The sequence below is a fragment of the Clostridium nitrophenolicum genome, from assembly GCF_055391695.1.
Map to the genome: position 1 here is coordinate 2,618,468 of NZ_AP042469.1, position 21,462 is coordinate 2,639,929.

Here is a 21,462-nt window from a genome sequence, read left to right on the forward strand (position 1 = left end):
ACGATTTTATATAAATTCTATAATAATTATCCTATAACTGTATAAACTACAAATATCCTCTATTCTACATTAGAATTTTATTATAGCAATAAACAGTCCTACATTCTTTTAATCAAGAGTGTAGGACTTATTAGTTTTAAAATGTAAACATTATGTTGTAAAACTAATTGTTATATCTTTTATACAAGCGATTCTTTACATATCTTCTTAATATAACTCCTAAAAGAAAAGATGGCACTGTACTTGATAGCGTAGCCTTAAAATCAACAGTTGCAAATACTACTGTTTTTGAGCCAATAACAAGAAAAATGCCTGTAAGTATAAGTAAATCTCTATCATAATTTTTAGCTGATTGATTCAGCACTAACTTTCCGAATATAAAGCCTATAAATAAAAATATTAATGATATTCCATACTCCATACATTTTCTCCTTTTTACTCATATTAATAAGAATAATGTGTATAATATACATTTTATTTTTATAGATATTTTATCTTATATTCATTGCTTATATCAACATTATTTTTCACCATGTTCCAAACAGGACATGAATATTCTTCCATATTTTTTATAGCATTTTCAATATCATCTGGCTGTACATCATTCGATGCAAGTTCAAATCTTAATTGTATACTTTTAAAATATTTCGGTAATGTTTCTCTTCTTTCACCTGATGCAATTACGCTTAATTCAGATACATTCTTATTCATCTTTCTTAGTAATAAAGCCAACGTCATTCCACTGCAGGTTGCTAAACTCATAAGAAATAACTCAAGTGGAGTATATCCATCTCCCTCACCTAAAGGTTGTACAGCATCTATAAATACCTCATTATTATCACGAGATACCCCTGAGAATTTTACCTTGTCATTTATCAAATCTGCTGTTACTGTTAATTTGTTACTCATAATAAAACCTCCTGATCGTTTCATCTTATAGTTCGTAATTTCTTACGAATTTAACTTTATGTATTAATATAATTATATAGTTTTTACCAATACAAATAAAGGAATTTCATTATAATAAAAGAGCCTGCATCCATTAATATACAGACTCTTTGTTAAAAATCTTTTTCTTGTACGCTTCTTGAATGCTTTATAAAGAATGCTGCTAATACTGTTATGTATATAAATAAATAATATAATTGCACTTCCAAAGCCGTAATACACTAGTTTTATTAATTCTAATTTCATATAAACACCTTCCTCTTACTAATAAGTTTGGATAAGAAAAGGAAATTATAAACATAACATAGAATATATACATAAACTAAAGTTAAGAAGGTGATGTATATGGGGGAAACTAGCTATAAGTGTAATTTAAAAGCGATTAGGCTTAAAGAATATATGATAGATAGCAAAAGTGAATTTGCTAGAATGATAGAGATTTCAGTGCAAACATATATAAAATGGGAAAATGAAGAATCTACCCCACCATTATTAATAGCTTTAAAGGTAGCTAAAAAATTAAATAAGCAGGTAGAAGAAATATGGCATCTTGAATAGGTGCTATTTTTTTATTTAATTTTTTAGAAAATTTTTATAAAAAGTTAAAGTAGGACAGGCATTTTTATCAATATTACACCATACTATATAACATAAGCAATTAAAATTAAAGTTTAATCTTAAGGAGGGCGTATGGCAGTAGTAAAGGCGGTTTCATTTCCAAGTAAGGTGCTAGAATATGGGCTTGAAGTATCAAAAGAACTTTTTGGAGAAAACTTTTCTATGTTTATAGTATTTTTAATCTGCAGCTATAGGAAAAGTAAAATAGAGATTAACTTAAAGGAAGATGGAGAACTATCGGAAGAATTAAAGGAATGTTTAGATAATATGTTAGAGGTGTTTAAAGAAATTAAGTTTTAATAAGGAGGGATTGGATAAGAAATATACAAAAATAAGCCCATGCAAAATGCATAGACTTACCCACAACGCTGAAAATGTGTTTCACTTGCTTTCGCTCGTTTCACTACACTTCCAGCTTATGCAAACATTTAAAAAAAGATGACTATTTAGAGTTTGTTTTGAACATTATTAATAATTTATTTACAATTAATGACCAGATAGAGTAAGAGCTATATTTATTATTTCACTTGTTAGTACCATAGATAGTCCTACTATAATAAATGTCATTATATATCACCTCAAATATTATTATCAGCAATTTAAACAATTTTATTCAGGAGGGTAATTATGTTCAAAAATACTTATGAATTTAGTTGGAAAGGACTTGAGGAATCTAAAAGGACAATATTAGATAGGTTATTATTAGATCCTAAGAAAAGAACTGCTATTATTACAGTTATAGGAGTATCTATTTATTGCGAAAAGGTTTTGGCTGCAGGAGGTAATAATGAATTTTCGCAGGTAATCCGCATAGCACAAGAGGGGTTATTCTACCTGGGTATATTTATATCATTGTTTGGGTTATATGTAACGCTACTAAAAAAAGATGATGCTGGAAAGAAGCTTATTATAACTGCAGTTTTAGTATATATAGGTAGTTATGCTGTACCTAAGGCATTTGTGTTACTGCAGTCCTTGTTATCTAAAATATAAAAAAGGCGGTGATTATTAGTGTTATCAAAGTTACTGTTTTTAGCTGCAGAAGGGGAGAGAAATCAATTTGGACAGTATACTGACTTTGAAGGACTTAAAAAAGGAGTTTCAGAATTTAAAGACACTGCAAACTCTGTCCCAGAGATACTAAAAAGTATAGGCGATAGTCTGCACTCAATAGTTTACTATTGTGATAAGTTTATATATTATACTACTCATCCTATAGAAGTCTTAAAAGGATCTTGGAATCTTGCTGTAAATAATAGCTTTGAAGTTTGTCTTATAATAACAATGGCCGGAACAATTTTGTATATTATAGGCATTAAAAAAGGTGCTAAGATAGCCAAAATATCATTTATGAGCTATGTTGCAATTCAAGTTTTTAATTCAGTTAGTAAAAGGTAGGTGCAGCTATGATAGATATTAAAAATCTTTTAAGGATTAAAGAATCTATTCCAAGCAAAACATCCTTTTCATGGATATATCAAAAACAGAGGTTAACTTTTATATAATAACTCCTCAGGAATACGAAGATCTTATAAGGGAAAAATGTAGCAGTACATGGCCAAAGGCTACGATTGAAAAAATTGAAAGCATAAAGATATTTTCAGATAATGCGTTAAAATATCAGCTTTCTTATAGAAAATCTGATGCACTAAGCCTAAAAGTAGATCGTAAGTGTAACGAACCGTTAAATTCAATTTTAAACGTGTTAGATATAATGGATAAGGATAGTGATAGGGTAGGGATTTATTATAATTTTGTTCCTGCAGATCAGTTATCGTGGAAGAACAAACATATTAATATTATTGAAGATATTAAGGTTGGCAAACAATTCAACAAAGAAAGATACTCAGCAGTATACTTTACTAAATTGGCTATTGATAAGGTAGTAAACTCACTAATAGCAGTATATAAAAGATTAAGTGAATTCATAGGTGGAGAAGGTCCTAGTCTCCTAGATGAAATAGCTGTTTCAAAGGTAGGCATAAATGCATTTGATAAGCTGCATGATGCAACTCTAAGAAAAGGTGATAGGAATATACTAAATTCACAGATTATAGTTTTGAGTGATAGTCCAGATAAAATAAGAAGAAAAAATAATGCTATAGCTGTAGCTGAGAGCTTCAAAACAATTGCTGAAGATAACTCATTTAATTACAAGCCAATAAAATCTAAGGTCTATTACACAGAATATAAAGTAAAAGGAGCAGAAGTTAACAAAGTAAGTACAGAGGAAGTAACAAATTTTATTCAGCTTCCAGGCAGGAGCCTGCTTTTACAACATGAAAATATAGAGAAAGTAGATGTGTTAGAAAGTCCAGTGCCAGAGGAACTACAAAGTGGTACTATGTGCATTGGTGAAGTAACATACATGTAAAGGACAGGAACAAAAATCATATCTTTCAAATGATAAGGAATTTAAAAATCTTATCTTATGCCTAATTGGTCCTACAAGAGCAGGAAAGACAACTCTAATTTCTAATCTAACTAAAGATTCCATTAACAATAAAGAGTGTACTATACTTTTTGATTTTTGCGGAAACTGTGACCTTTCTGATGATGTTTCTAATGCAATATCTAGTGATAAAGTTATGAATGTAGACTGTTCTGATTTTGAAACACTTCAAGGATTAGGATATAACGAAATTACGCCTAAGAGCAGCAATCCATTTGATATATATAGGTGCGCTAAAACTCAGTCAAGTCAACTTACAACGCTTATAAATTCTGTCAATAGTGATAATAGCGAATTAAAAGCAAGAATGGAAAGATATTTAGAAGCAGCTGCACTAGTGGTATTTATAAATAATGGACCAATTAAAGATATATTTGATGTTTTACAAAATCATATTACAAGACATAACTATATTAAGTTAATTCCTGAGAGTCAATTAGAAAACTTAAAAGAATATGTATTAGCACTGGAAGAGTTAGATGAATGGAGCAAACCTACAAAAGACACTCCGGCACAACTAATAGGCACCAGAATAAGTAATGTACAAGGAATATTAAATAGGGTAAGCAAACTAAAGCAAAACGCCTATATGGAGTTAATGTTAAAGAAAGATTGTTCTAGCAACATTGATTTATCAGAGGAGATGCAAAAATCGCAACTTATATGTATTCGTATGCCAGAAGTAATGTTTAGCACTGAGCAGGAGAAAGATGTATATTGCACATACTGGTTAACAAAAATTTGGGAAGCTTTACAGGTTAGAAAATGGAATATACCAAAAGCGAATGATAGAGTAAAGGTAAATATAGTATTTGATGAATTATATCAAGTTCCTAGTTGCCAAGACTTTTTAAGAAGCAAATTAAGCCAGATAGCTAAGTTTAGTTGTAAACCTATAATATCCTGTCACTATTTAGGACAGATATCTCTCATAAGAAATGAGTTAAAAGCAGCAAATTCCAGCTATATGCTTATATCTGGTTGTGATAAAGATAACTTTAAGGAATTAAAGGAGGAATTAGATCCATACACATTGGAAGATTTATTAAACTTAAAAAGATATCATTCACTTAATTTAATAAAATATGAAGGAGGCTGGGCTAAGTTTATATCTAAACTTCCAGCACCAATTAAATAAGAGGGGAAATATTATTATGGCAAAAACTAAACAAACAAAGTTAACAAGTAATGCAAAGGATGCAGTAGATTGTTTGCGGGGATTAAGATGAAAAGCTACTACTGAAGCTGAAAAGAAGAAAATAGATAAAAGAATAACGGAGATTAAACAGTGGTGTAAATAAGGATATTAAAAGTAATTTAATAGAGTTATAAATAAATCATCAATACCTTATTCATAAATATTCATTGGTGTAAATTTGTCAGATGGTGTACCATACGAAAAAGGACAGAGATAATTTTAAAAGCATAGAGCAGCGAGCTCTATGCTTTTTTAGAATTATTTGAAAAATGTATAGAAAAGGATGTATTATATATAATGTAGTAAGTTAATTATGGAGATACATTAGCTTATATAAAATAATAATTAGGGTGAAGTTATGAGGGGAAAGAAGGATCAACAAAGAATTTCAAAAAATGCAGTACTATATTTTTATACTATAGCATTTTATTATATATCCTTGGGAGCTTTCAGTATGCTTCAAGGAATATACATAAAAGAGCTAAATTTAGGAGAAAGCTTTCTAGGTTTAATATTAAGTTCAAGAATATTAGCTACAGCGGCCTTTTCAATTCCAGGTGCTGTAATTGTTAATCGATGGGGAAAGAAAAAGGCGATACTTCTTGGAGTGTTTTTAGTTCCTGTAACATCAATGCTTCAAGGATATTTTGAAAATAGTTGGATAATGATAATATTTGCTGTTATACAGGGATGTGCAATGGCCTTTTTGATGGTTGCAGAGGGGCCTTTTTTTATGGAAAACGGAACTCCGAATAACAGGTTGAAACTTTTTAGTTATTCTTTTGCGGACAACGTTTTTGCAACTATGGTAGGATATTTTATTTCTGGACATGTTTCTGAAAAGCTGAATATGGTTATGGGATCTATAGTTTCTCTAAAATATTCAATAGTTTTATCTGCTTTGATGGGCTTGGTAGCATGTATATTTGCAGCAATGATTAAAGATAAGAAAATAGTAGCTCAGAAAGCAGAAAGTAATTTTTATAAGAATGCTGTAAGTCTTGTAAAGGAGAAAGGTCCACTGAAATTTATTATATATAACTTTATAATAGGTTTTGGTGCAGGCCTTGTAGTACCATATTTTAATGTTTATTTAAAGTACAAGGTAAATGCAAGTACAAATCAAATAGGAATAATTATGTCCTTAGCTGAGGTAGCGATGGGAATAGGGGGGCTTATAACCCCTATAATTGCACAAAAACATGGAAAGGTTAAGACTATAATAGTATGTCAAATAGTTTCTGTTCCATTTTTAATGCTTATAGCAATACCTCCATCATTAATAGTTGTATCCCTTGCATTATTTGCTAGGAATGCTTTAATGAATATGTCCGGGCCAATAGTAAATAATATGGCCATGGAATTAGTACAAGAACATCAAAGATCTGTCTTTGCAAGTATAAATAATATATCTAGTAATTTGAGCAGAGCATTAAGTGCTGTTATAGCGGGATTTATAATGAAATATTTCGCTAACGGATATGAGATACCATACTTTATAACTGCTGTTATGTATGTTGCAGCCACATTGTACTTTTATAAATCCTTTAAGACATTTGATGCCAAAGCTAAGCAGTTTTAACTTATAAGAAAAAAGCTGAAAGTTAATTTCCTATGATAGAAACCATTAGTTTAAAAGAATTTAAAATTAGTATAATAAAAGTATAAACTAGAAGGTGAAAATGTTATATAATATAGCTTGATATAAAAAATACATCAGTAAAACTCAAAGTTACTAAAGGAGCAGAACAATGTCAGATAAAAATATTGAAATGATGAAAAAAATAATTGAAGCAAAAAAGAATAAAAGTTCTCAGCAAGGAACTTTAAGACCAGAAAAAAATATTGGTGGAAGTAGAAAGGCCGTTAAAAGTAATAAGCACGGTGGTCTCTTTGATAAATAAAAAAACCCATAAAGGGTTTTTTTATTTATCTATTTTTTGTGACTCAATTTTTTCAGCTAATTCATTTAAATAGGTCCATCTTTCAATTGAATAATCAAGTTTCTCAGATAGCTCTTCCTTTTCAGATAATAGTTTTTGAAGAGCGGCATAGTCGCTTCCAGCAGAATTTATTTTATTATCGATATTTGCAATTTCATTTTCTAAGTTTGATATTATTTCATCTATTTCTTCAAACTCTTTTTGCTCTTTATAAGTGAACTTTAATGGTTTGTTCTTTTTTCTTTCTTCTTTATTTAGATCTTTATCTTCCTTTGTGGCCTTATCTTCTTTTTCATAGGCAGCTTCAGTTTTATACTTTTCCATATACTCAGAGTAATTACAAACGTAATGATCGATATTGCCATTGCCATCAAAAACCAATAATTTTTCTGATACTTTATCCAAGAAATATCTATCGTGTGATACTACAATTACAGTACCTTCAAATTCTTCTAAATAGTCTTCCAGTATGGTTAAAGTCTGAATGTCTAGGTCGTTGGTTGGTTCGTCTAGTATAAGTACATTAGGTGCTTCCATGAGGGTTCTAAGCAATTGAAGTCTTCTTTTTTCTCCACCAGAAAGCTTGGATATAGGAGTCCACTGCATATAAGAATCAAATAGAAAATTTTCAAGCATTTTAGATGCACTTATGAGTTCACCTTCAGAATTTTTTATGAACTCGCCACCTTCTTTTACATATTCAATTGCTCTTAAATTTCCATCAACTTCTATACCTTCTTGAGAAAAATATCCTATTTTAACTGTTTCTCCAACTATAACTTCACCGCTATCCGGTGGGATTTTTCCTATACATATATTAAGCAAAGTAGATTTTCCCATGCCGTTAGGGCCTATTATACCAACTCTGTCACCTCGGGAAAAAATATAACTAAAATCTTTTATCAATGTACGTTCTCCAAAGCTTTTACTTATATGGTCAACTTCCAGTACCTTTTTACCAAGTCTTGTACTAGAAGCGGAGATTTCTATTCTGTCTTCTACTATATCGATTTTACTGTTTTGAAGCTCTTCGAATCTTTGTATTCTAGCTTTTTGTTTAGTAGTTCTAGCTTTAGCACCTCGCTTAATCCACTCAAGTTCTCTTCTTAAAGTATTTTGACGTTTAGATTCAACAGCTTTTTCAAGCTCTTCTCTTTCTAATTTCTTTTCTAAAAATGTACTATAGTTGCCAGTATAGCTATATATGTTTCCGCTATGAAGTTCCCATATTTTATTTGTTACTCTATCTAAAAAATATCTATCATGAGTTATCATAAGAAGAGAGGATTTTCTATTATTTAAATACTTCTCAAGCCATGCAACGGTGTCGTTATCAATGTGGTTAGTAGGTTCATCTAAAATCAACAGATCTGAAGGTGTAATTAAAGCAGCAGCTAAGGCTATTCGCTTTTTCTGTCCTCCTGACAAAGTAGATATTTTAGCACTGAAATCATATATTCCAAGCTTAGTAAGTATTGTTTTAGCGTCACTTTCTAACTGCCAGGCATTAAATGCATCCATTTGCGAAGTTAGATTTAAAAGCTTTCTTTGAAGATCTTCATTCTTTTCATCTTGTTCTAAGGCTTTAACTGTACCTTCGTATTCTCTTAAAAGTCTCATTACAGGAGTATCATCTTTAAAAATTTGCTCAATAACAGTAGCATTTTCGTCAAAAAAGCTCTGCTGAGGTAAATAACTAATCTTTAAGTTATTTGAAGAAATTATATTTCCTTTTTCATAGACTTCGTTGCCAGCAATAATTCTAAGAAGCGTAGATTTTCCAGTACCATTTATACCTATAATACCTATTTTTTCACCTTCATTTATTGCAATAGATATGTTATTTAAAAGCACTTTCTCTCCATAGCTTTTATATATATTTTCTAAAGACATTAAATTCATTAAATCACGTATCCTTCCTCAGCTATATTAAAATCAAATACAATATAATTATTTAAACAACATATATAAAAGTATATTGCTTAAAAGAATTTTTTTCAATCAAATCATTATAAAAAGCATAAATAATAAAAAGGGGTAAAGTCTACCCCTTTTTCAATCTATTGAAATAGCACCTTCAATAGGTTAAGCTTCTATATCTGATACATTTAAAGCAGAGTTAATTCTATCTATAAGTTCTAGTTTCTTAACAGGCTTTTTTAAATAGCATTTTATTGATAATTTTTTTGCTTCTAGAATGCTATCAAGTTCAACTTTTTCTGTGAGAATAATTATGGGAATATTATTATATTTAGGATTCATTTTAAGATTTTCAATTAGTTTTAATCCATCTTCACTATGTAAAACTAAATCCATAATAATTAAATCAACAGATATTCCAAATTCCTCTATTTTGCTAAGCATACCCCATTCGCTGCCTGCTTCCACTACAGTTGCGCCTTCATGCTCAAGCATGATTTTAATTTGAAGTCTTATAGTACGTGAGTCTTCAACAATCAATATTTTCTTATCGTTAAGCATGTCCGAATCCTCCAATTTAATTCTAAAGTTCAATACCATTTTGATGGAAAAATTCTTTTATATCTTTTTCTGCTTCATTAAATAATTCATTAATAGTTTTTATTCCATAAGTAGCTTGTTCATATTTATTGTTTTTTAATTGGTTATCTAAATTTAAAGAAGTATAGTATATATCTTTTATATTAAGGCTAATTGAGGTTCCTTTAATACTATGAAGTATTCTTTCGAGACTAGTATAATCTTCTTTAGCACATAGAATTTCACTTTTGTATATATTTTCCTTCATTTCTAAAAAGTATTCTGAGTACAAAGTGGATATTGTAGTTAAATCTACTTCCATATCCTTAGCTAATCCTTCAATATCATATCTACAAGATACAGTTTCCATGTGTGCTGTTCCTCCTATAGTTTACTATATTTTATTTTCCATTTATTGAATATGTCACAGAGATTTTGAATCCTTACTGGTTTAGAGATATAATCATCCATACCAGAAGATAAACACTTTTCCCGATCACCTTCCATGGCATTTGCAGTCATTGCAACTATTATAGGGTGATATCCTAAAGTTGGTTCAAGCTTTCTGATAGCTTTTGTAGCATCAAAGCCATCTAACTCAGGCATTTGGCAATCCATAAGCATTAATGAATATTTTTGCTTAGATACTCTATCTAGTGCTTCCTTGCCATTGGAAGCAATGTCGAAATTAATTCCAAGTTTCTTTAACTGCATAAAGGCAAGTTTTTGATTTATGGGATTATCCTCGACAAGTAAAACTTTATCTAAAGATTCTTTTACATAGCTATTATCATTAACGGCTAAATTATTCATTTGTTTAAGCTTAGAAGGTTTTGTTATCTTAATATTCTTCAGTCCTTCTGATGGATATTTGTTTTCAGTTATATTTAAATATTCGAAGGTTATATCGAACTTAAAAGTAGTACCTTTACCCGGTGTGCTCTCTAACATTATGTTACCTTTCATAAGGTCAACAATTCCTTTTGATATGGATAAGCCAAGGCCAGTACCTCCAAATTTTCTTGTTGTAGAACCATCAGCTTGAACGAAAGGTTTAAATAATTTTTCTATTTTATCTGGCTCAATTCCAATACCTGTATCGCTAACTTCAAAATCAACTACAGCATGGTTTTCAGTTATTTTATTTAAAAAAGCTTTAATAATAACTTCTCCGCTACTTGTAAATTTTATAGCGTTGCCTACTAAGTTCAATAGAACTTGACGAAGTTTATCTCCATCACCTATAATTGTTGGCATTTCAGGAGAGATAAGTGTAATTAATGAAAGTTTTTTTTCATGGGCCTTAACAGTCATAATATCAGCAACACTTTTTATAACAGAATCTAAATCAAACTCAAAGTGGTTTAAAGTCATTTTACCAGCATCAATTTTTGAATAATCTAATATATCATTTATTATATTTAACAACAATCTGCCGGCATCGTCTATTGAAGAAACTATTTCTTTTTGCTTATCATTTAGTTGTGACTTTGTAAGTAATTCTGTCATACCAATTACAGCATTCATAGGGGTTCTTATTTCGTGAGACATATTAGCAAGAAAAATGATTTTTGCTGCATTTGCGCTTTCAGCAGAATCTTTTGCCAGTATTAATTGATTTTCAACTTCCTTTAACTCAGTTATATCTTTAAATAACGCTATGCAATAGTTTTCTTCAGGACAATATGCAGATACAAGATAACACTTATTATTTATTGGTGAATTTAACTCAAACTTAATTTTTTCACCATTAATTACAGTACGGCTTAACAACTCTTTCCAGCTAACTATAGAATTTTCGAATTTAAATCCTATATCTTTAGCTTTTTTGCCAATAATATTTTCTTTTCCTATACCAATTATTTCTTCAAAGGCAGAATTAACTTCCATAAATATATAATCAACAGGCTCTTTTTCATTATAAACCACTTTACAATAAACAAATCCGTCAACTAGGCTTTCAAAGAGATGTCTATACTTATGCTCACTTTTTTGTAACTTACACTGAAATAATTCTAGTGCTTCCAACATAGCATTTGATATATTCATTAAATAACCTAGTTCATCTTGCCTGTTACTTGGAAATCTAATAGACAAATCCTTACTTTTTGAAATTTTTTTTGCGATATCACTAAAGGATTTTAGCGGTGAAAGCACAGATTTCTCTAAAAATATGAGAATGATTAAACACAATATCATAGCTATAACAAATAGAGAAAATGTAAAAAAATTAATACTTGAAACACCTTGATTATATATTGGTCTAGGAGTAGTAACTTTTAAAAGTAAAATTGGACTATTATTAATATCTTTAATTATTGAATAACCTGAAATTTTATTCTCATCTAAAGCTTTAATAAAGACTTCTTGTCCGTTTTTTAAGTTGTAATAAGCATAGGAAAAGTCTTTAGATAAAGAATTATTATATATTTTTTTTATGTCAAGAGATAAGCCAGTAGTATGTGATATTCTTTTTATTTCATCATAATTTAGATATTTGCTCATAACAACAAATCCTCTGCTGGTTCCTGAACCATCACTATGTAGTATAGGCTTGGCGGCAACAAGTGAGGGCCCCTGAGAAGTCATAATTATTCCATTTACATTATGATCGCTATTAAGACGATTAAAAAAGTTATCAGATAAAACAATTTTTTTAAAATCATCTGGAATGTCAAAGGGTTTTTTGTTTTCTAAGTCATATCCCTTGCTAAAAACGATATTACCAGAAGAATTTATAAATATAATTGAATTAATGTCTAATTGAGTAAAGGTAGAATCTCCTAAGTTAGAACGAATATACTTATAATTGTTGTTCTCAATAAACTCATAGGTGTCATCCCAATTTGACCAATCACTTACAGAAGTATTGAGGGCGACAACATCGTCTTTAAGTACACTCATAGCCTCATAAACATTGTTTTGTATATATTCATTTTCAAGATGAGAAAAACCTCTTCCTATAATATTAGTGGAAATAACGTATAATAATAAAATCAAACATAAAAATGTAAAAGATATAATATAAATAGTTTTTTTACGCAAGCTCATTTTTTTCTCCTTGTGAAATACATTGTAAATTAATAATTCTTTTGATTATAATTTATCATATTTTTTTATGTAAATATACTGGTGTATTTGGATAAAATTAATATAAAAAGAGACTATTTTGATTTTGTATGGTACACTTATTTTTGTTAATCCTAATTAAGTAGCAATAATATATGACGTGAGGTAGAGAAATGATTGAATTAAATTTTAAATCCTTAAATATAAGTGAAGAAATATTAAAATCTTTAGAAATGCTTGGATATAAATGTCCATCAGAAGTGCAAGCACAAGTGATACCGCTAGCGCTTCAAGATAAGGACATAATAGTTAAATCTCAGACAGGAAGTGGAAAAACAGGAGCTTTTGCAATTCCTATTTGCGAAAAGATAGAGATAGAACAGAAAAGAGTGCAAGTATTAGTCCTTACACCTACAAGGGAGCTTGCCATACAAGTAAAAGAAGATATAAATAATATAGGAAGATTTAAAAGGATAAGGAGTGTGGCTGTTTTTGGTAAACAGCCAATTAGTGAACAAACAAGGCAATTAAAACAAAGGATTCATGTTATTGTAGGAACACCGGGAAGAACTTTAGATCATATCGAAAGAAAAAATATTGATTTAAGTGATGTAAAGTATCTAATAATAGATGAAGCTGATGAAATGTTAAACATGGGATTTATTGAGCAAGTAGAAACAGTTATAAATGCTTTACCTAGAGATAGAATAACTATGCTATTTTCTGCAACGATGCCAGAAGAAATTGAAAGGTTATGTCATAATTACATGATTAACCCAATTAATATAGAGATAAATCCTGAAAGTCTTACCGCAGAAAAAATACATCAGGTATACTATGAAGTTGAAAATAACAAAAAGTTCAATCTTCTCAATAAATTGATATATACAGAAAGGCCAGATAGTTGTATTATTTTCTGCAGTACAAAAGACAACGTGGACAGTTTAGTACAAAGGATGCAAAGCAGAAACTATTCTTGTAATAAGTTACATGGAGGAATGCTTCAAAAGGATAGAATAGATACAATCCAAAAATTTAAAAGAGGCGAGTTTAGCTTTTTAGTAGCTACAGATGTTGCAGCAAGAGGAATTGATGTAGAAAATATAACACACATTATAAATTATGATATACCGATGGAAAAAGAAAGCTATGTTCATAGAATAGGAAGAACGGCCCGTGCTGGAAAGCAAGGCAGTGCAATAACTTTTGTAACTCCAACTGAATATAGATTTTTAAGAGATATTGAGGATTACATTGATTTAAATATAGATAAAGGGGAAGTACCTTCTGAAGAAGCTGTAGAGGAAGGAAAAAATATCTTTAATAAAAATGCTAAAAATAAGAAACCGTTAAAAGTTGACAAGAGTGATAAGCTAAACAAAGAAATCATGAAGTTGTACATAAATGCCGGAAAAAAGAAAAAAATAAGAGCAGGGGATATTGTTGGCGCAATTACTAGTATAAATGGAGTTACAGCTGAAAATATCGGTATAATAGATATTCAAGATAATTTCTCTTACATTGATATATTGGATGGGAAAGGTAAATTAGTGCTTGATGCACTTCAACAAACTACTATAAAAGGTAAAAATGTTAGAGTGCAAAAAGCGGCAAAATAAAGTGAAACTTACTTCAGGTGGGATCTTAGACTCATCTGAAGTTTAGTTGAACGAATCCAGGGACGTAGCCGCTCTTTATGACACCTATCTTGAAAAAGGTGGTAGTATTAGAGCGGATATTCATCGGATAAATTCACATAGATTGGGAATAATATCAATGAATTATATATTTGAATTAAAATAAATAAAAAAAGTATAACAAAATTTTCTAAATCAAAAAAAATTTTCATTTAACTATTGCGCATTATTTGATAATATGGTACTATGAATGCGTGCTAGTGATTAGATTAAATCTAAGCACAGAAAAAGATTTAATATGGTGAACAACATTTCCTCTTTTCAGGAATTTATTGTTATCAATTTTTAAATCTTATAATTAAAAGGAGGAATGTTGAAATGGCAGATAAGACATTAGTATGCAAAGATTGTGGAAAAGAATTCGTATTTACAGAGGGCGAGCAAGCTTTCTATAAAGAGAAAGGATTCGAAAATGAACCACAAAGATGTGCTGATTGTAGAAGAGCTAGAAAGCAACAAAACAACAGCAATAGAGGATTCAGAAGATAATACATTTGAATGTATTAACCCTATAAGGTTTAAACCTTATAGGGTTTTTTATATTATGTGTCCAGTTAATAGTAATTTGGTAAACAATTATTGGATTTTGTTAAATATTTAAGAAATTTTAAAAAAGTTATTGTAGTATTAAAAACATTTTTATATAATGTTATTAATTTTTAAATATTGCGTTAATTAGCCGTACAATTTCATAGGCAATACCGGAGGCAATGAGTGGGCCAACAGGCACTCCACCTAAGAGTGCTACACCTAGAATAGAGCCTAATATTACTCCTGTTAAAACATCAACACTGCCTTTTAAGAAGCTAACTCCTTGAGCTGCCAGCATGACAACAGCTGCTCCTACAATAAATGATACAATCCCATTAAGATTTAGCAGACTTTTTATGTTTGGAGTAAGTGAATTTTCAATTTTAATTAATGGAACAAGCATCCACATCATCAAAAATATCATCCCTATGTCTAGAAAGTATTTTTCGATGAAATATATGGATTTTTGGTTATTGATAAGTGATACTACAAATATAACGAATGCTGCAATGGAGAGGTTTTTGTTTTTAGTAACAAAAGAGATGATAATTAGAAAAAATATCACAACTTTATAAAACATCAGTTACACCTTCAAAATGTTGCTTATGCTTATTATATTATTCTAAGTTTATAAATTTGTTAACAAAAATTAGTGAAAGATAAAAAGATAAGTCAATAGATGATGGGAAAAATAACATGTAAAAGTTTTACAGATAAACTGTTATAATAAAAATTAATATATGATATACTGTAATTACAATAATCTAATTTTACTATTGAAATATGGAGATGATAACATGCAAATGTGTTCTATTTGTAATAAAAATATAGCAACTATATATACAGCAAAAATGGAGAATGGTAAGTCCGAAATGATAGGTGTATGTTTAGAGTGTGCTAAAAAAATGGGTATTCCAATTGTTGATCAATTGATGAAACAAAGTGGTATATCAAAGGACGATATTGAAAATCTATCAGAGCAAATGAATAGCATGCTTCAAGATATAAATATAGAAGACATGGGAAGTAATCCATTTTTAAATTTGTTTAACAATTCAACTTCGCCTACGGATATGGATGTAGATATGGATAACAAAGAAGCTACTGGAGAAAAGAAAGAAAAGTCTTCTCATAGAGATGAATCATCAAATGTTAAAACAAAAAGCAGTTTCTTTAATAGGAAGAAAAGAAAGCACCTTGATACCTATGGAACAAATTTAACAGACAAGGCAAAAAATAAGGAAGTTGATAAGGTTGTTGGAAGACACAGAGAAATAGATAGAGTTATACAGATACTAAATAGAAGAACTAAAAACAACCCTATATTAATAGGCGAACCAGGTGTAGGGAAAACAGCAATTGCCGAAGGGTTGGCAGTTAGAATAGCAGAAAAACAGGTACCAACAAAGTTGTTTAATGCTGAGGTATATTTACTTGATTTAACAGCAGTTGTAGCTGGAACTCAGTTTAGAGGACAATTTGAAGGACGCATGAAGTCCATCATAGAAGAGGCTAAAGATAGTGGAAACATTATCTTGGTAATAGATGAAATTCATAATATAATTGGTGCTGGTGAAGCTCAGGGTGGAGCAATGAATGCTGCTAATATACTAAAACCCGCACTTGCAAGAGGAGAAATTCAAGTAATTGGCGCAACCACTTTAGAAGAGTATAGAAAGCATATAGAAAAAGATTCTGCCCTAGAGCGAAGATTTCAGCCTATACTAGTAGAAGAACCTACAGTAGAGGAAACAATAGAAATTTTAAAAGGTATTAGAGGGTATTACGAAGATTACCATAAAGTAAAAATATGTGATGAGGTAATTGAAGCAGCAGCAAATTTATCTGAAAGATATATAAATGATAGATTTTTGCCAGATAAGGCTATAGATGTAATTGATGAAGCAAGTTCAAGGGCTAATTTAAAAAATCAAGGACTTGTGGAACTGCATGCTTTAAAAGAAGAACTAAATGAAATTCAAAACAAAATGAAAGATTCTGCAGACAATAATGACTATGAGAAAGCGGCACAGTTTAAGACAGAGGAATGCAGAGTGCAAGAAAAGATAAAGTCTATAGAAAAAGAATGTGCTTTTGTAAATTTAACTGTAGAGGATGTTGCATTTGTAATAGAGGCTTGGACTAAAATCCCTGTGCAAAGTATTACTGAAGAAGAAGCAGAAAAGCTATTAAACCTTGAAGAGAGACTTCATAAAAGAGTAATAGGACAGCACCCAGCGATTATAAGTTTATCAAGATCAATAAGAAGAAATCGCTTAGGATTTAGAAAAAAGAAAAAACCATCTTCCTTTATTTTCGTCGGGCCTACTGGTGTAGGTAAAACTGAGCTTGCAAGAGCTCTATCCTGCGAACTTTTCGGAAGTGAAGAGGCTCTTATTCGCCTTGATATGTCAGAGTATATGGAGAAACATACAGCATCTAAGCTAATTGGTGCTCCTCCAGGATATGTTGGATATGACCAAGGTGGTCAGTTAACAGAGAAGGTTAGAAGGAAGCCTTATTCCGTTATTCTTTTAGATGAAATTGAAAAAGCTCATCCAGATGTATTTAATATGCTGCTGCAAATTCTTGAGGATGGAAGGCTAACAGATAGTCAAGGAAGGACTGTCCATTTTGATAACTCTGTAATAATTATGACCTCAAACGCAGGAACTAACTTTAAATCTAATGGAATTGGCTTCGCAAAGGAAGGCTATAATATTCTAGAAAATCAAGTAAAGGAAGCACTTAAAGAATTCTTTAGACCAGAATTCTTAAATAGAGTTGATGAAACAATAGTGTTTACACCTCTTTCAAAAGAAGAACTGTACAAAATCATTGACTTAATGTTACAAGAAGTTATTGATGAAGTTAAAGAAAAAAATATTTTCTTAGACATATCTGATGCCGTAAAGGAGTATATATTAAAAGTTGGATATGATGAAAGGTATGGGGCAAGACCGCTTAGAAGATCTATTCAAAAATATATTGAAGATGAAATTGCGGAACAATATCTTCAAAAGAAATTTAAAGAAGGATCTCATATTAAAGTTGACTTAGAAGATGACAAAATAGTTTTAAGAGTAAATTAATGCATACTTTCTGTCCCCGGGTAAATCCCGGGGATTTTATCTTAAACAGGTATCCAATTAATAATAAGTTTAGGAGATGTTATTATGAGTAAGTATAGAATAGGTGTGATTTCTGATACACACGGATTATTAAGGCATGAGACTTTAGAAATGCTCAAAGGAGTTGACGTGATTATACATGCCGGAGATGTAGGTGATCCTGCAATACTCCAAAAGTTAAAGGAAATAGCACCAGTAGTGCCTGTCAGAGGCAATTGTGATAAGGGAGAATGGGCATATAAGCTTAACAAGACAGAAGTAATAAGTCTAGGAGAAGCACTTATATATGTGATTCACAATATTAGTGATATTGATATAGATTTAGAAGCTGCAAGCTTTAATGTTGTAATAAGCGGACATTCACACAAACCATTAAATATAAAACATAATAACATACTATTTTTAAATCCAGGAAGTGCTGGACCTAGAAGGTTTAACCTGCCTATAAGTATGGGCATATTAAATATTGATAAAAAGAAAGTAAATGCAAATTTAATAGAGCTAGCGTCAAATAGATAAGGTATTAATAGTTTATCACTACACAAACTAGTATAGGATTATTACGAGGAGAAGGGTGTTACTGATGAAAATTCGTTTAGGATATGTATCAATAGCTTTAAATCTTCCTAAGGTTACAGCCTCAAGTACAGTAACTTACACAAACTATGAAAAGCAAAGTAGTGATGAAAAAAAACTAAATAAGCTAAAGCAGGTAACCTTGTCAAACTTGAATGATTTATATACCATACTTCAATACAATGTTGAAAAAGGAATACATTTTTACAGAATAACTTCACAGCTTGTACCTTTAGCTACTCATCCTGAAGTTGATAACTGGAATTATAGAAAAATTTTTAGCAGAGATTTTGAGCGAATTGGTAAGTTTATAAAAGAACATAATATGAGAGTAGATACACATCCAGATCAATTTAATGTAATCAACAGTATAAAAGATGAAGTTGTAGAAGTAACTAAAAGAAACCTTTGGTTTCATGTAAATCTTTTTGAGGATTTAAATTATTCTGAAGGAAAAATGGTATTACATATAGGAAGCAGCCAAGGTGGCAAAGAGCAGTCTATAAAAAGATTTATTAATAATTTTAACAATTATCCAAAAGAAATAAGCAGCAGATTAATATTAGAAAATGATGATAAAACTTTTACCACTAAAGAAGTATTAAAGATATGTAAGGAACTAGAAGTTCCTATGGTTTTAGATGTTCATCATCATAAGTGTAATAATGATGGCGAGTCGATAGGAGATTTGCTTAAAGATATATTCAGTACTTGGAATAAAGAAATACTTCCTCCTAAAATCCACTTTTCAAGTCCAAGAGAAGGTGAATTTGACAGGAAACATTCAGATTATATAAACACACAGGATTTTATTGAGTTTGTGGAACTAAGTAAGTGTTTTGAAAGAGATTTTGATATTATGCTAGAAGCAAAACAGAAGGATTTGGCATTATTAAAATTAATAGAGGATATTAAGAGTATTAAAACTAATTGGAAGTGGATAGATGCAACTACAATAGAAATTTAGCTAAAAAAACAATTAATTTGTAAATTATCAATAGAAAGAAATGTTATTTTGTGATATATTTATTTTTAGTGCAATGAAAAATTTAATATAGACGAGAAGGGAGAAAAAATGGAGAATATAACAAGTTCATCAAATTTTATAAGAAATATAGTAGTTGAAGATTTAGAAGCAGGAAAATATAAAGAAATAGTAACACGTTTTCCACCAGAGCCAAATGGCTATTTACATATTGGTCATGCGAAATCAATAGTATTGAATTTTGAGTTGGCAGATGAATTTAAAGGTAAAACAAATTTACGTTTTGATGATACAAATCCAACTAAAGAGGATACAGAGTATGTTGAATCAATTAAAGAAGACGTTAAGTGGTTAGGTTTTGATTGGGATGAATTATTTTTTGCTTCAAATTATTTTGAAGAAATGTATAATAGAGCTGTTTTGCTAATAAAAAAAGGTTTAGCCTATGTAGATGATTTAAGTGCAGAGCAGATGAGAGAATATAGAGGAACCTTAACTCAACCAGGAAAAGAAAGTCCATTTAGAAATAGAAGTATAGAAGAAAACTTAGATTTATTTGAAAAAATGAGAAAAGGTGAATTTAAGGATGGAGAAAAGATATTAAGAGCTAAAATAGATATGGCATCTCCTAATATAACTATGAGAGACCCTGCAATATATCGTATAGCTCATGCATCACATCATAATACCGGGGATAAGTGGTGTATATATCCAATGTATGACTTTGCTCATCCACTTGAAGATGCTATTGAAGGAATAACACATTCTATTTGTACATTAGAATTTGAAGACCACCGTCCATTATATGATTGGGTTGTAAGAGAATGTGAAATGGAAAACACTCCTAAGCAAATTGAATTTGCAAGATTAAACTTAACTAATACAGTAATGAGTAAAAGAAAATTAAAGCAGTTAGTTGATGAAAAATTCGTAGATGCCTGGGATGACCCTCGTGTGCCTACAATTGCAGGTTTAAGAAGAAAAGGATTTACACCTGAATCCATACGTAATTTCTGTAAAGCTATAGGCGTTGCTAAGGCTGCTAGTACAGTAGATGCTCAAATGTTAGAACATTTTCTAAGAGAAGACTTAGAAAAGAAAGCACGTAAAACTATGGCAGTATTAAGACCTCTTAAGGTTGTTATTACAAACTATCCAGAAGATAAAGTTGAAATGCTTGAGGTACCGTACAGCGTAGATAATCCAGAGTTTGGAAGCCGTATGATTCCATTTTCAAGAGAATTATATATTGATGAAGATGATTTTATGGAAGATCCTCCAAAGAAATATCATAGATTATATCCAGGAAATGAAGTTAGATTTAAAGAAGCTTATTTCATTAAATGTAACGATGTTATAAAAGACGAAAATGGAAAAATTATAGAATTGCATTGTACTTATGATCCAGAGACTAAGAGTGGAACTGGATTTACAGGAAGAAAGGTTAAAGGTACAATTCACTGGGTAAGCGCTAAACATGCAGTACCAGCAGAGGTGAGATTATACGAACCTTTAATATTAGATGAAGAAAAGGAAGAAGGGGAAACTTTCTTAGATCAAGTTAACCCAAATTCATTAGAAATACTTCAAGGATTTGTAGAGCCAAGTATGAAAGATGCAAAAGCTCATGATAAGTTCCAATTTATAAGGGTAGGATACTTCAATGTAGATCCTAAGTATACTACTAAAGATAAATTAGTATTTAACAGAATAGTATCTTTAAAGAGTTCATTTAAGGTAGAAAAATAAAGTATATATAATCAACTCCGATACTTGACTTAACTAAGGTATTCATAGGGGTACATCAGACAGTAC

Annotated in this window: 21 protein-coding genes; 14 read left to right on the forward strand and 7 right to left on the reverse strand. The window is 30.3% G+C overall.

Going from position 1 to position 21,462, the window contains the following annotated elements; all coding sequences use genetic code 11:
- Nucleotides 1–163 precede the first annotated feature (163 nt).
- Together ACZ5N4_RS12330 and ACZ5N4_RS12335 are read right to left on the reverse strand one after the other, a co-directional pair.
- On the reverse strand, nucleotides 164–421 hold the full coding sequence (locus ACZ5N4_RS12330; RefSeq protein ID WP_464210325.1) for a hypothetical protein: 258 nt from the start codon (nucleotides 419–421) through the stop codon (nucleotides 164–166).
- Between the two features lie 59 nt (nucleotides 422–480).
- Nucleotides 481–909 (reverse strand): OsmC family protein, encoded by a 429-nt coding sequence (locus ACZ5N4_RS12335; RefSeq protein WP_464210327.1) that lies wholly within the window; start codon nucleotides 907–909, stop codon nucleotides 481–483.
- Nucleotides 910–1,293: 384 nt separating this feature from the next.
- Between ACZ5N4_RS12335 and ACZ5N4_RS12340 the strand changes: the two genes are divergently transcribed.
- The 8 genes from ACZ5N4_RS12340 to ACZ5N4_RS12375 all read left to right on the forward strand — a co-directional run bounded on the left by ACZ5N4_RS12340 (nucleotide 1,294) and on the right by ACZ5N4_RS12375 (nucleotide 7,120).
- Nucleotides 1,294–1,506, forward strand: a complete 213-nt coding sequence (locus ACZ5N4_RS12340; protein WP_464210329.1) for a helix-turn-helix transcriptional regulator — start codon at nucleotides 1,294–1,296, stop codon at nucleotides 1,504–1,506.
- A gap of 132 nt (nucleotides 1,507–1,638) precedes the next feature.
- Nucleotides 1,639–1,866 carry a hypothetical protein gene (locus tag ACZ5N4_RS12345; RefSeq protein WP_464210330.1) on the forward strand — a complete coding sequence of 76 codons (228 nt, stop codon included), beginning with the start codon at nucleotides 1,639–1,641 and terminating at the stop codon, nucleotides 1,864–1,866.
- A 327-nt stretch (nucleotides 1,867–2,193) separates the two neighbouring features.
- Nucleotides 2,194–2,559 (forward strand): hypothetical protein, encoded by a 366-nt coding sequence (locus ACZ5N4_RS12350; protein WP_464210332.1) that lies wholly within the window; start codon nucleotides 2,194–2,196, stop codon nucleotides 2,557–2,559.
- An 18-nt stretch (nucleotides 2,560–2,577) separates the two neighbouring features.
- On the forward strand, nucleotides 2,578–2,964 hold the full coding sequence (locus ACZ5N4_RS12355; protein ID WP_464210334.1) for a hypothetical protein: 387 nt from the start codon (nucleotides 2,578–2,580) through the stop codon (nucleotides 2,962–2,964).
- Between the two features lie 70 nt (nucleotides 2,965–3,034).
- Entirely contained in the window at nucleotides 3,035–3,940 is a 906-nt protein-coding gene (locus ACZ5N4_RS12360) for a hypothetical protein (RefSeq protein WP_464210336.1), read from the forward strand.
- A 214-nt stretch (nucleotides 3,941–4,154) separates the two neighbouring features.
- Nucleotides 4,155–5,156: a hypothetical protein gene (locus tag ACZ5N4_RS12365; RefSeq protein WP_464210338.1), complete on the forward strand. Its 1,002-nt coding sequence runs from the start codon at nucleotides 4,155–4,157 to the stop codon at nucleotides 5,154–5,156.
- A gap of 418 nt (nucleotides 5,157–5,574) precedes the next feature.
- Nucleotides 5,575–6,798 carry an MFS transporter gene (locus ACZ5N4_RS12370; RefSeq protein ID WP_464210340.1) on the forward strand — a complete coding sequence of 408 codons (1,224 nt, stop codon included), beginning with the start codon at nucleotides 5,575–5,577 and terminating at the stop codon, nucleotides 6,796–6,798.
- Nucleotides 6,799–6,967: 169 nt separating this feature from the next.
- Nucleotides 6,968–7,120 carry a hypothetical protein gene (locus tag ACZ5N4_RS12375; RefSeq protein ID WP_464210342.1) on the forward strand — a complete coding sequence of 51 codons (153 nt, stop codon included), beginning with the start codon at nucleotides 6,968–6,970 and terminating at the stop codon, nucleotides 7,118–7,120.
- A 21-nt stretch (nucleotides 7,121–7,141) separates the two neighbouring features.
- Here the strand turns inward: ACZ5N4_RS12375 and ACZ5N4_RS12380 are convergent, their stop codons facing one another.
- The 4 genes from ACZ5N4_RS12380 to ACZ5N4_RS12395 form a co-directional block, all read right to left on the reverse strand.
- On the reverse strand, nucleotides 7,142–9,061 hold the full coding sequence (locus ACZ5N4_RS12380; protein WP_464210344.1) for an ABC-F family ATP-binding cassette domain-containing protein: 1,920 nt from the start codon (nucleotides 9,059–9,061) through the stop codon (nucleotides 7,142–7,144).
- A gap of 183 nt (nucleotides 9,062–9,244) precedes the next feature.
- Nucleotides 9,245–9,640 (reverse strand): response regulator, encoded by a 396-nt coding sequence (locus ACZ5N4_RS12385; RefSeq protein ID WP_464210346.1) that lies wholly within the window; start codon nucleotides 9,638–9,640, stop codon nucleotides 9,245–9,247.
- 22 nt (nucleotides 9,641–9,662) lie between these two features.
- Nucleotides 9,663–10,028 carry a hypothetical protein gene (locus ACZ5N4_RS12390; RefSeq protein WP_464210348.1) on the reverse strand — a complete coding sequence of 122 codons (366 nt, stop codon included), beginning with the start codon at nucleotides 10,026–10,028 and terminating at the stop codon, nucleotides 9,663–9,665.
- A 14-nt stretch (nucleotides 10,029–10,042) separates the two neighbouring features.
- Nucleotides 10,043–12,709: a CHASE4 domain-containing protein gene (locus tag ACZ5N4_RS12395; protein ID WP_464210350.1), complete on the reverse strand. Its 2,667-nt coding sequence runs from the start codon at nucleotides 12,707–12,709 to the stop codon at nucleotides 10,043–10,045.
- A gap of 191 nt (nucleotides 12,710–12,900) precedes the next feature.
- On the opposite strand from ACZ5N4_RS12395, the gene ACZ5N4_RS12400 reads away from it, so the two are divergent.
- Complete coding sequence (locus ACZ5N4_RS12400; RefSeq protein ID WP_464210351.1) at nucleotides 12,901–14,346, forward strand: DEAD/DEAH box helicase; 1,446 nt, start codon at nucleotides 12,901–12,903, stop codon at nucleotides 14,344–14,346.
- Nucleotides 14,347–14,742: 396 nt separating this feature from the next.
- Nucleotides 14,743–14,913, forward strand: a complete 171-nt coding sequence (locus ACZ5N4_RS12405) for a zinc-ribbon domain-containing protein (RefSeq protein WP_178908663.1) — start codon at nucleotides 14,743–14,745, stop codon at nucleotides 14,911–14,913.
- Nucleotides 14,914–15,076: 163 nt separating this feature from the next.
- On the opposite strand, the gene ACZ5N4_RS12410 is transcribed toward ACZ5N4_RS12405, so the two are convergent.
- The gene (locus ACZ5N4_RS12410; RefSeq protein ID WP_464210353.1) at nucleotides 15,077–15,535 is read right to left on the reverse strand and encodes a DUF441 domain-containing protein; all 459 of its coding nucleotides are present in this window, start codon (nucleotides 15,533–15,535) and stop codon (nucleotides 15,077–15,079) included.
- A gap of 217 nt (nucleotides 15,536–15,752) precedes the next feature.
- Here ACZ5N4_RS12410 and ACZ5N4_RS12415 point away from each other — a divergent pair, with 217 nt between their 5' ends.
- The 4 genes from ACZ5N4_RS12415 (at nucleotide 15,753) to ACZ5N4_RS12430 (ending at nucleotide 21,396) form a co-directional block, all read left to right on the forward strand.
- Nucleotides 15,753–18,047 carry an ATP-dependent Clp protease ATP-binding subunit gene (locus ACZ5N4_RS12415; RefSeq protein WP_464210355.1) on the forward strand — a complete coding sequence of 765 codons (2,295 nt, stop codon included), beginning with the start codon at nucleotides 15,753–15,755 and terminating at the stop codon, nucleotides 18,045–18,047.
- Between the two features lie 84 nt (nucleotides 18,048–18,131).
- Nucleotides 18,132–18,605: a metallophosphoesterase family protein gene (locus ACZ5N4_RS12420; RefSeq protein WP_464210356.1), complete on the forward strand. Its 474-nt coding sequence runs from the start codon at nucleotides 18,132–18,134 to the stop codon at nucleotides 18,603–18,605.
- Between the two features lie 64 nt (nucleotides 18,606–18,669).
- Nucleotides 18,670–19,629: a UV DNA damage repair endonuclease UvsE gene (gene uvsE, locus ACZ5N4_RS12425; protein WP_464210357.1), complete on the forward strand. Its 960-nt coding sequence runs from the start codon at nucleotides 18,670–18,672 to the stop codon at nucleotides 19,627–19,629.
- Between the two features lie 108 nt (nucleotides 19,630–19,737).
- Nucleotides 19,738–21,396, forward strand: a complete 1,659-nt coding sequence (locus tag ACZ5N4_RS12430) for a glutamine--tRNA ligase/YqeY domain fusion protein (protein ID WP_464210358.1) — start codon at nucleotides 19,738–19,740, stop codon at nucleotides 21,394–21,396.
- The last annotated feature ends 66 nt before the right edge of the window (nucleotides 21,397–21,462 follow it).

Excerpts from the sequence above, each read along its gene's own strand:
- ACZ5N4_RS12330 (WP_464210325.1), bottom strand. The coding sequence starts at position 421 with ATGGAGTATGGAATATCATTAATATTTTTATTTATAGGCTTTATATTC.
- ACZ5N4_RS12335 (WP_464210327.1), bottom strand. The coding sequence starts at position 909 with ATGAGTAACAAATTAACAGTAACAGCAGATTTGATAAATGACAAGGTA.
- ACZ5N4_RS12340 (WP_464210329.1), top strand. The coding sequence starts at position 1,294 with ATGGGGGAAACTAGCTATAAGTGTAATTTAAAAGCGATTAGGCTTAAA.
- ACZ5N4_RS12345 (WP_464210330.1), top strand. The coding sequence starts at position 1,639 with ATGGCAGTAGTAAAGGCGGTTTCATTTCCAAGTAAGGTGCTAGAATAT.
- ACZ5N4_RS12350 (WP_464210332.1), top strand. The coding sequence starts at position 2,194 with ATGTTCAAAAATACTTATGAATTTAGTTGGAAAGGACTTGAGGAATCT.
- ACZ5N4_RS12360 (WP_464210336.1), top strand. The coding sequence starts at position 3,035 with ATGGATATATCAAAAACAGAGGTTAACTTTTATATAATAACTCCTCAG.
- ACZ5N4_RS12365 (WP_464210338.1), top strand. The coding sequence starts at position 4,155 with ATGAATGTAGACTGTTCTGATTTTGAAACACTTCAAGGATTAGGATAT.
- ACZ5N4_RS12370 (WP_464210340.1), top strand. The coding sequence starts at position 5,575 with ATGAGGGGAAAGAAGGATCAACAAAGAATTTCAAAAAATGCAGTACTA.
- ACZ5N4_RS12375 (WP_464210342.1), top strand. The coding sequence starts at position 6,968 with ATGTCAGATAAAAATATTGAAATGATGAAAAAAATAATTGAAGCAAAA.
- ACZ5N4_RS12380 (WP_464210344.1), bottom strand. The coding sequence starts at position 9,061 with ATGAATTTAATGTCTTTAGAAAATATATATAAAAGCTATGGAGAGAAA.
- ACZ5N4_RS12385 (WP_464210346.1), bottom strand. The coding sequence starts at position 9,640 with ATGCTTAACGATAAGAAAATATTGATTGTTGAAGACTCACGTACTATA.
- ACZ5N4_RS12390 (WP_464210348.1), bottom strand. The coding sequence starts at position 10,028 with ATGGAAACTGTATCTTGTAGATATGATATTGAAGGATTAGCTAAGGAT.
- ACZ5N4_RS12395 (WP_464210350.1), bottom strand. The coding sequence starts at position 12,709 with ATGAGCTTGCGTAAAAAAACTATTTATATTATATCTTTTACATTTTTA.
- ACZ5N4_RS12400 (WP_464210351.1), top strand. The coding sequence starts at position 12,901 with ATGATTGAATTAAATTTTAAATCCTTAAATATAAGTGAAGAAATATTA.
- ACZ5N4_RS12405 (WP_178908663.1), top strand. The coding sequence starts at position 14,743 with ATGGCAGATAAGACATTAGTATGCAAAGATTGTGGAAAAGAATTCGTA.
- ACZ5N4_RS12410 (WP_464210353.1), bottom strand. The coding sequence starts at position 15,535 with ATGTTTTATAAAGTTGTGATATTTTTTCTAATTATCATCTCTTTTGTT.
- ACZ5N4_RS12415 (WP_464210355.1), top strand. The coding sequence starts at position 15,753 with ATGCAAATGTGTTCTATTTGTAATAAAAATATAGCAACTATATATACA.
- ACZ5N4_RS12420 (WP_464210356.1), top strand. The coding sequence starts at position 18,132 with ATGAGTAAGTATAGAATAGGTGTGATTTCTGATACACACGGATTATTA.
- uvsE (WP_464210357.1), top strand. The coding sequence starts at position 18,670 with ATGAAAATTCGTTTAGGATATGTATCAATAGCTTTAAATCTTCCTAAG.
- ACZ5N4_RS12430 (WP_464210358.1), top strand. The coding sequence starts at position 19,738 with ATGGAGAATATAACAAGTTCATCAAATTTTATAAGAAATATAGTAGTT.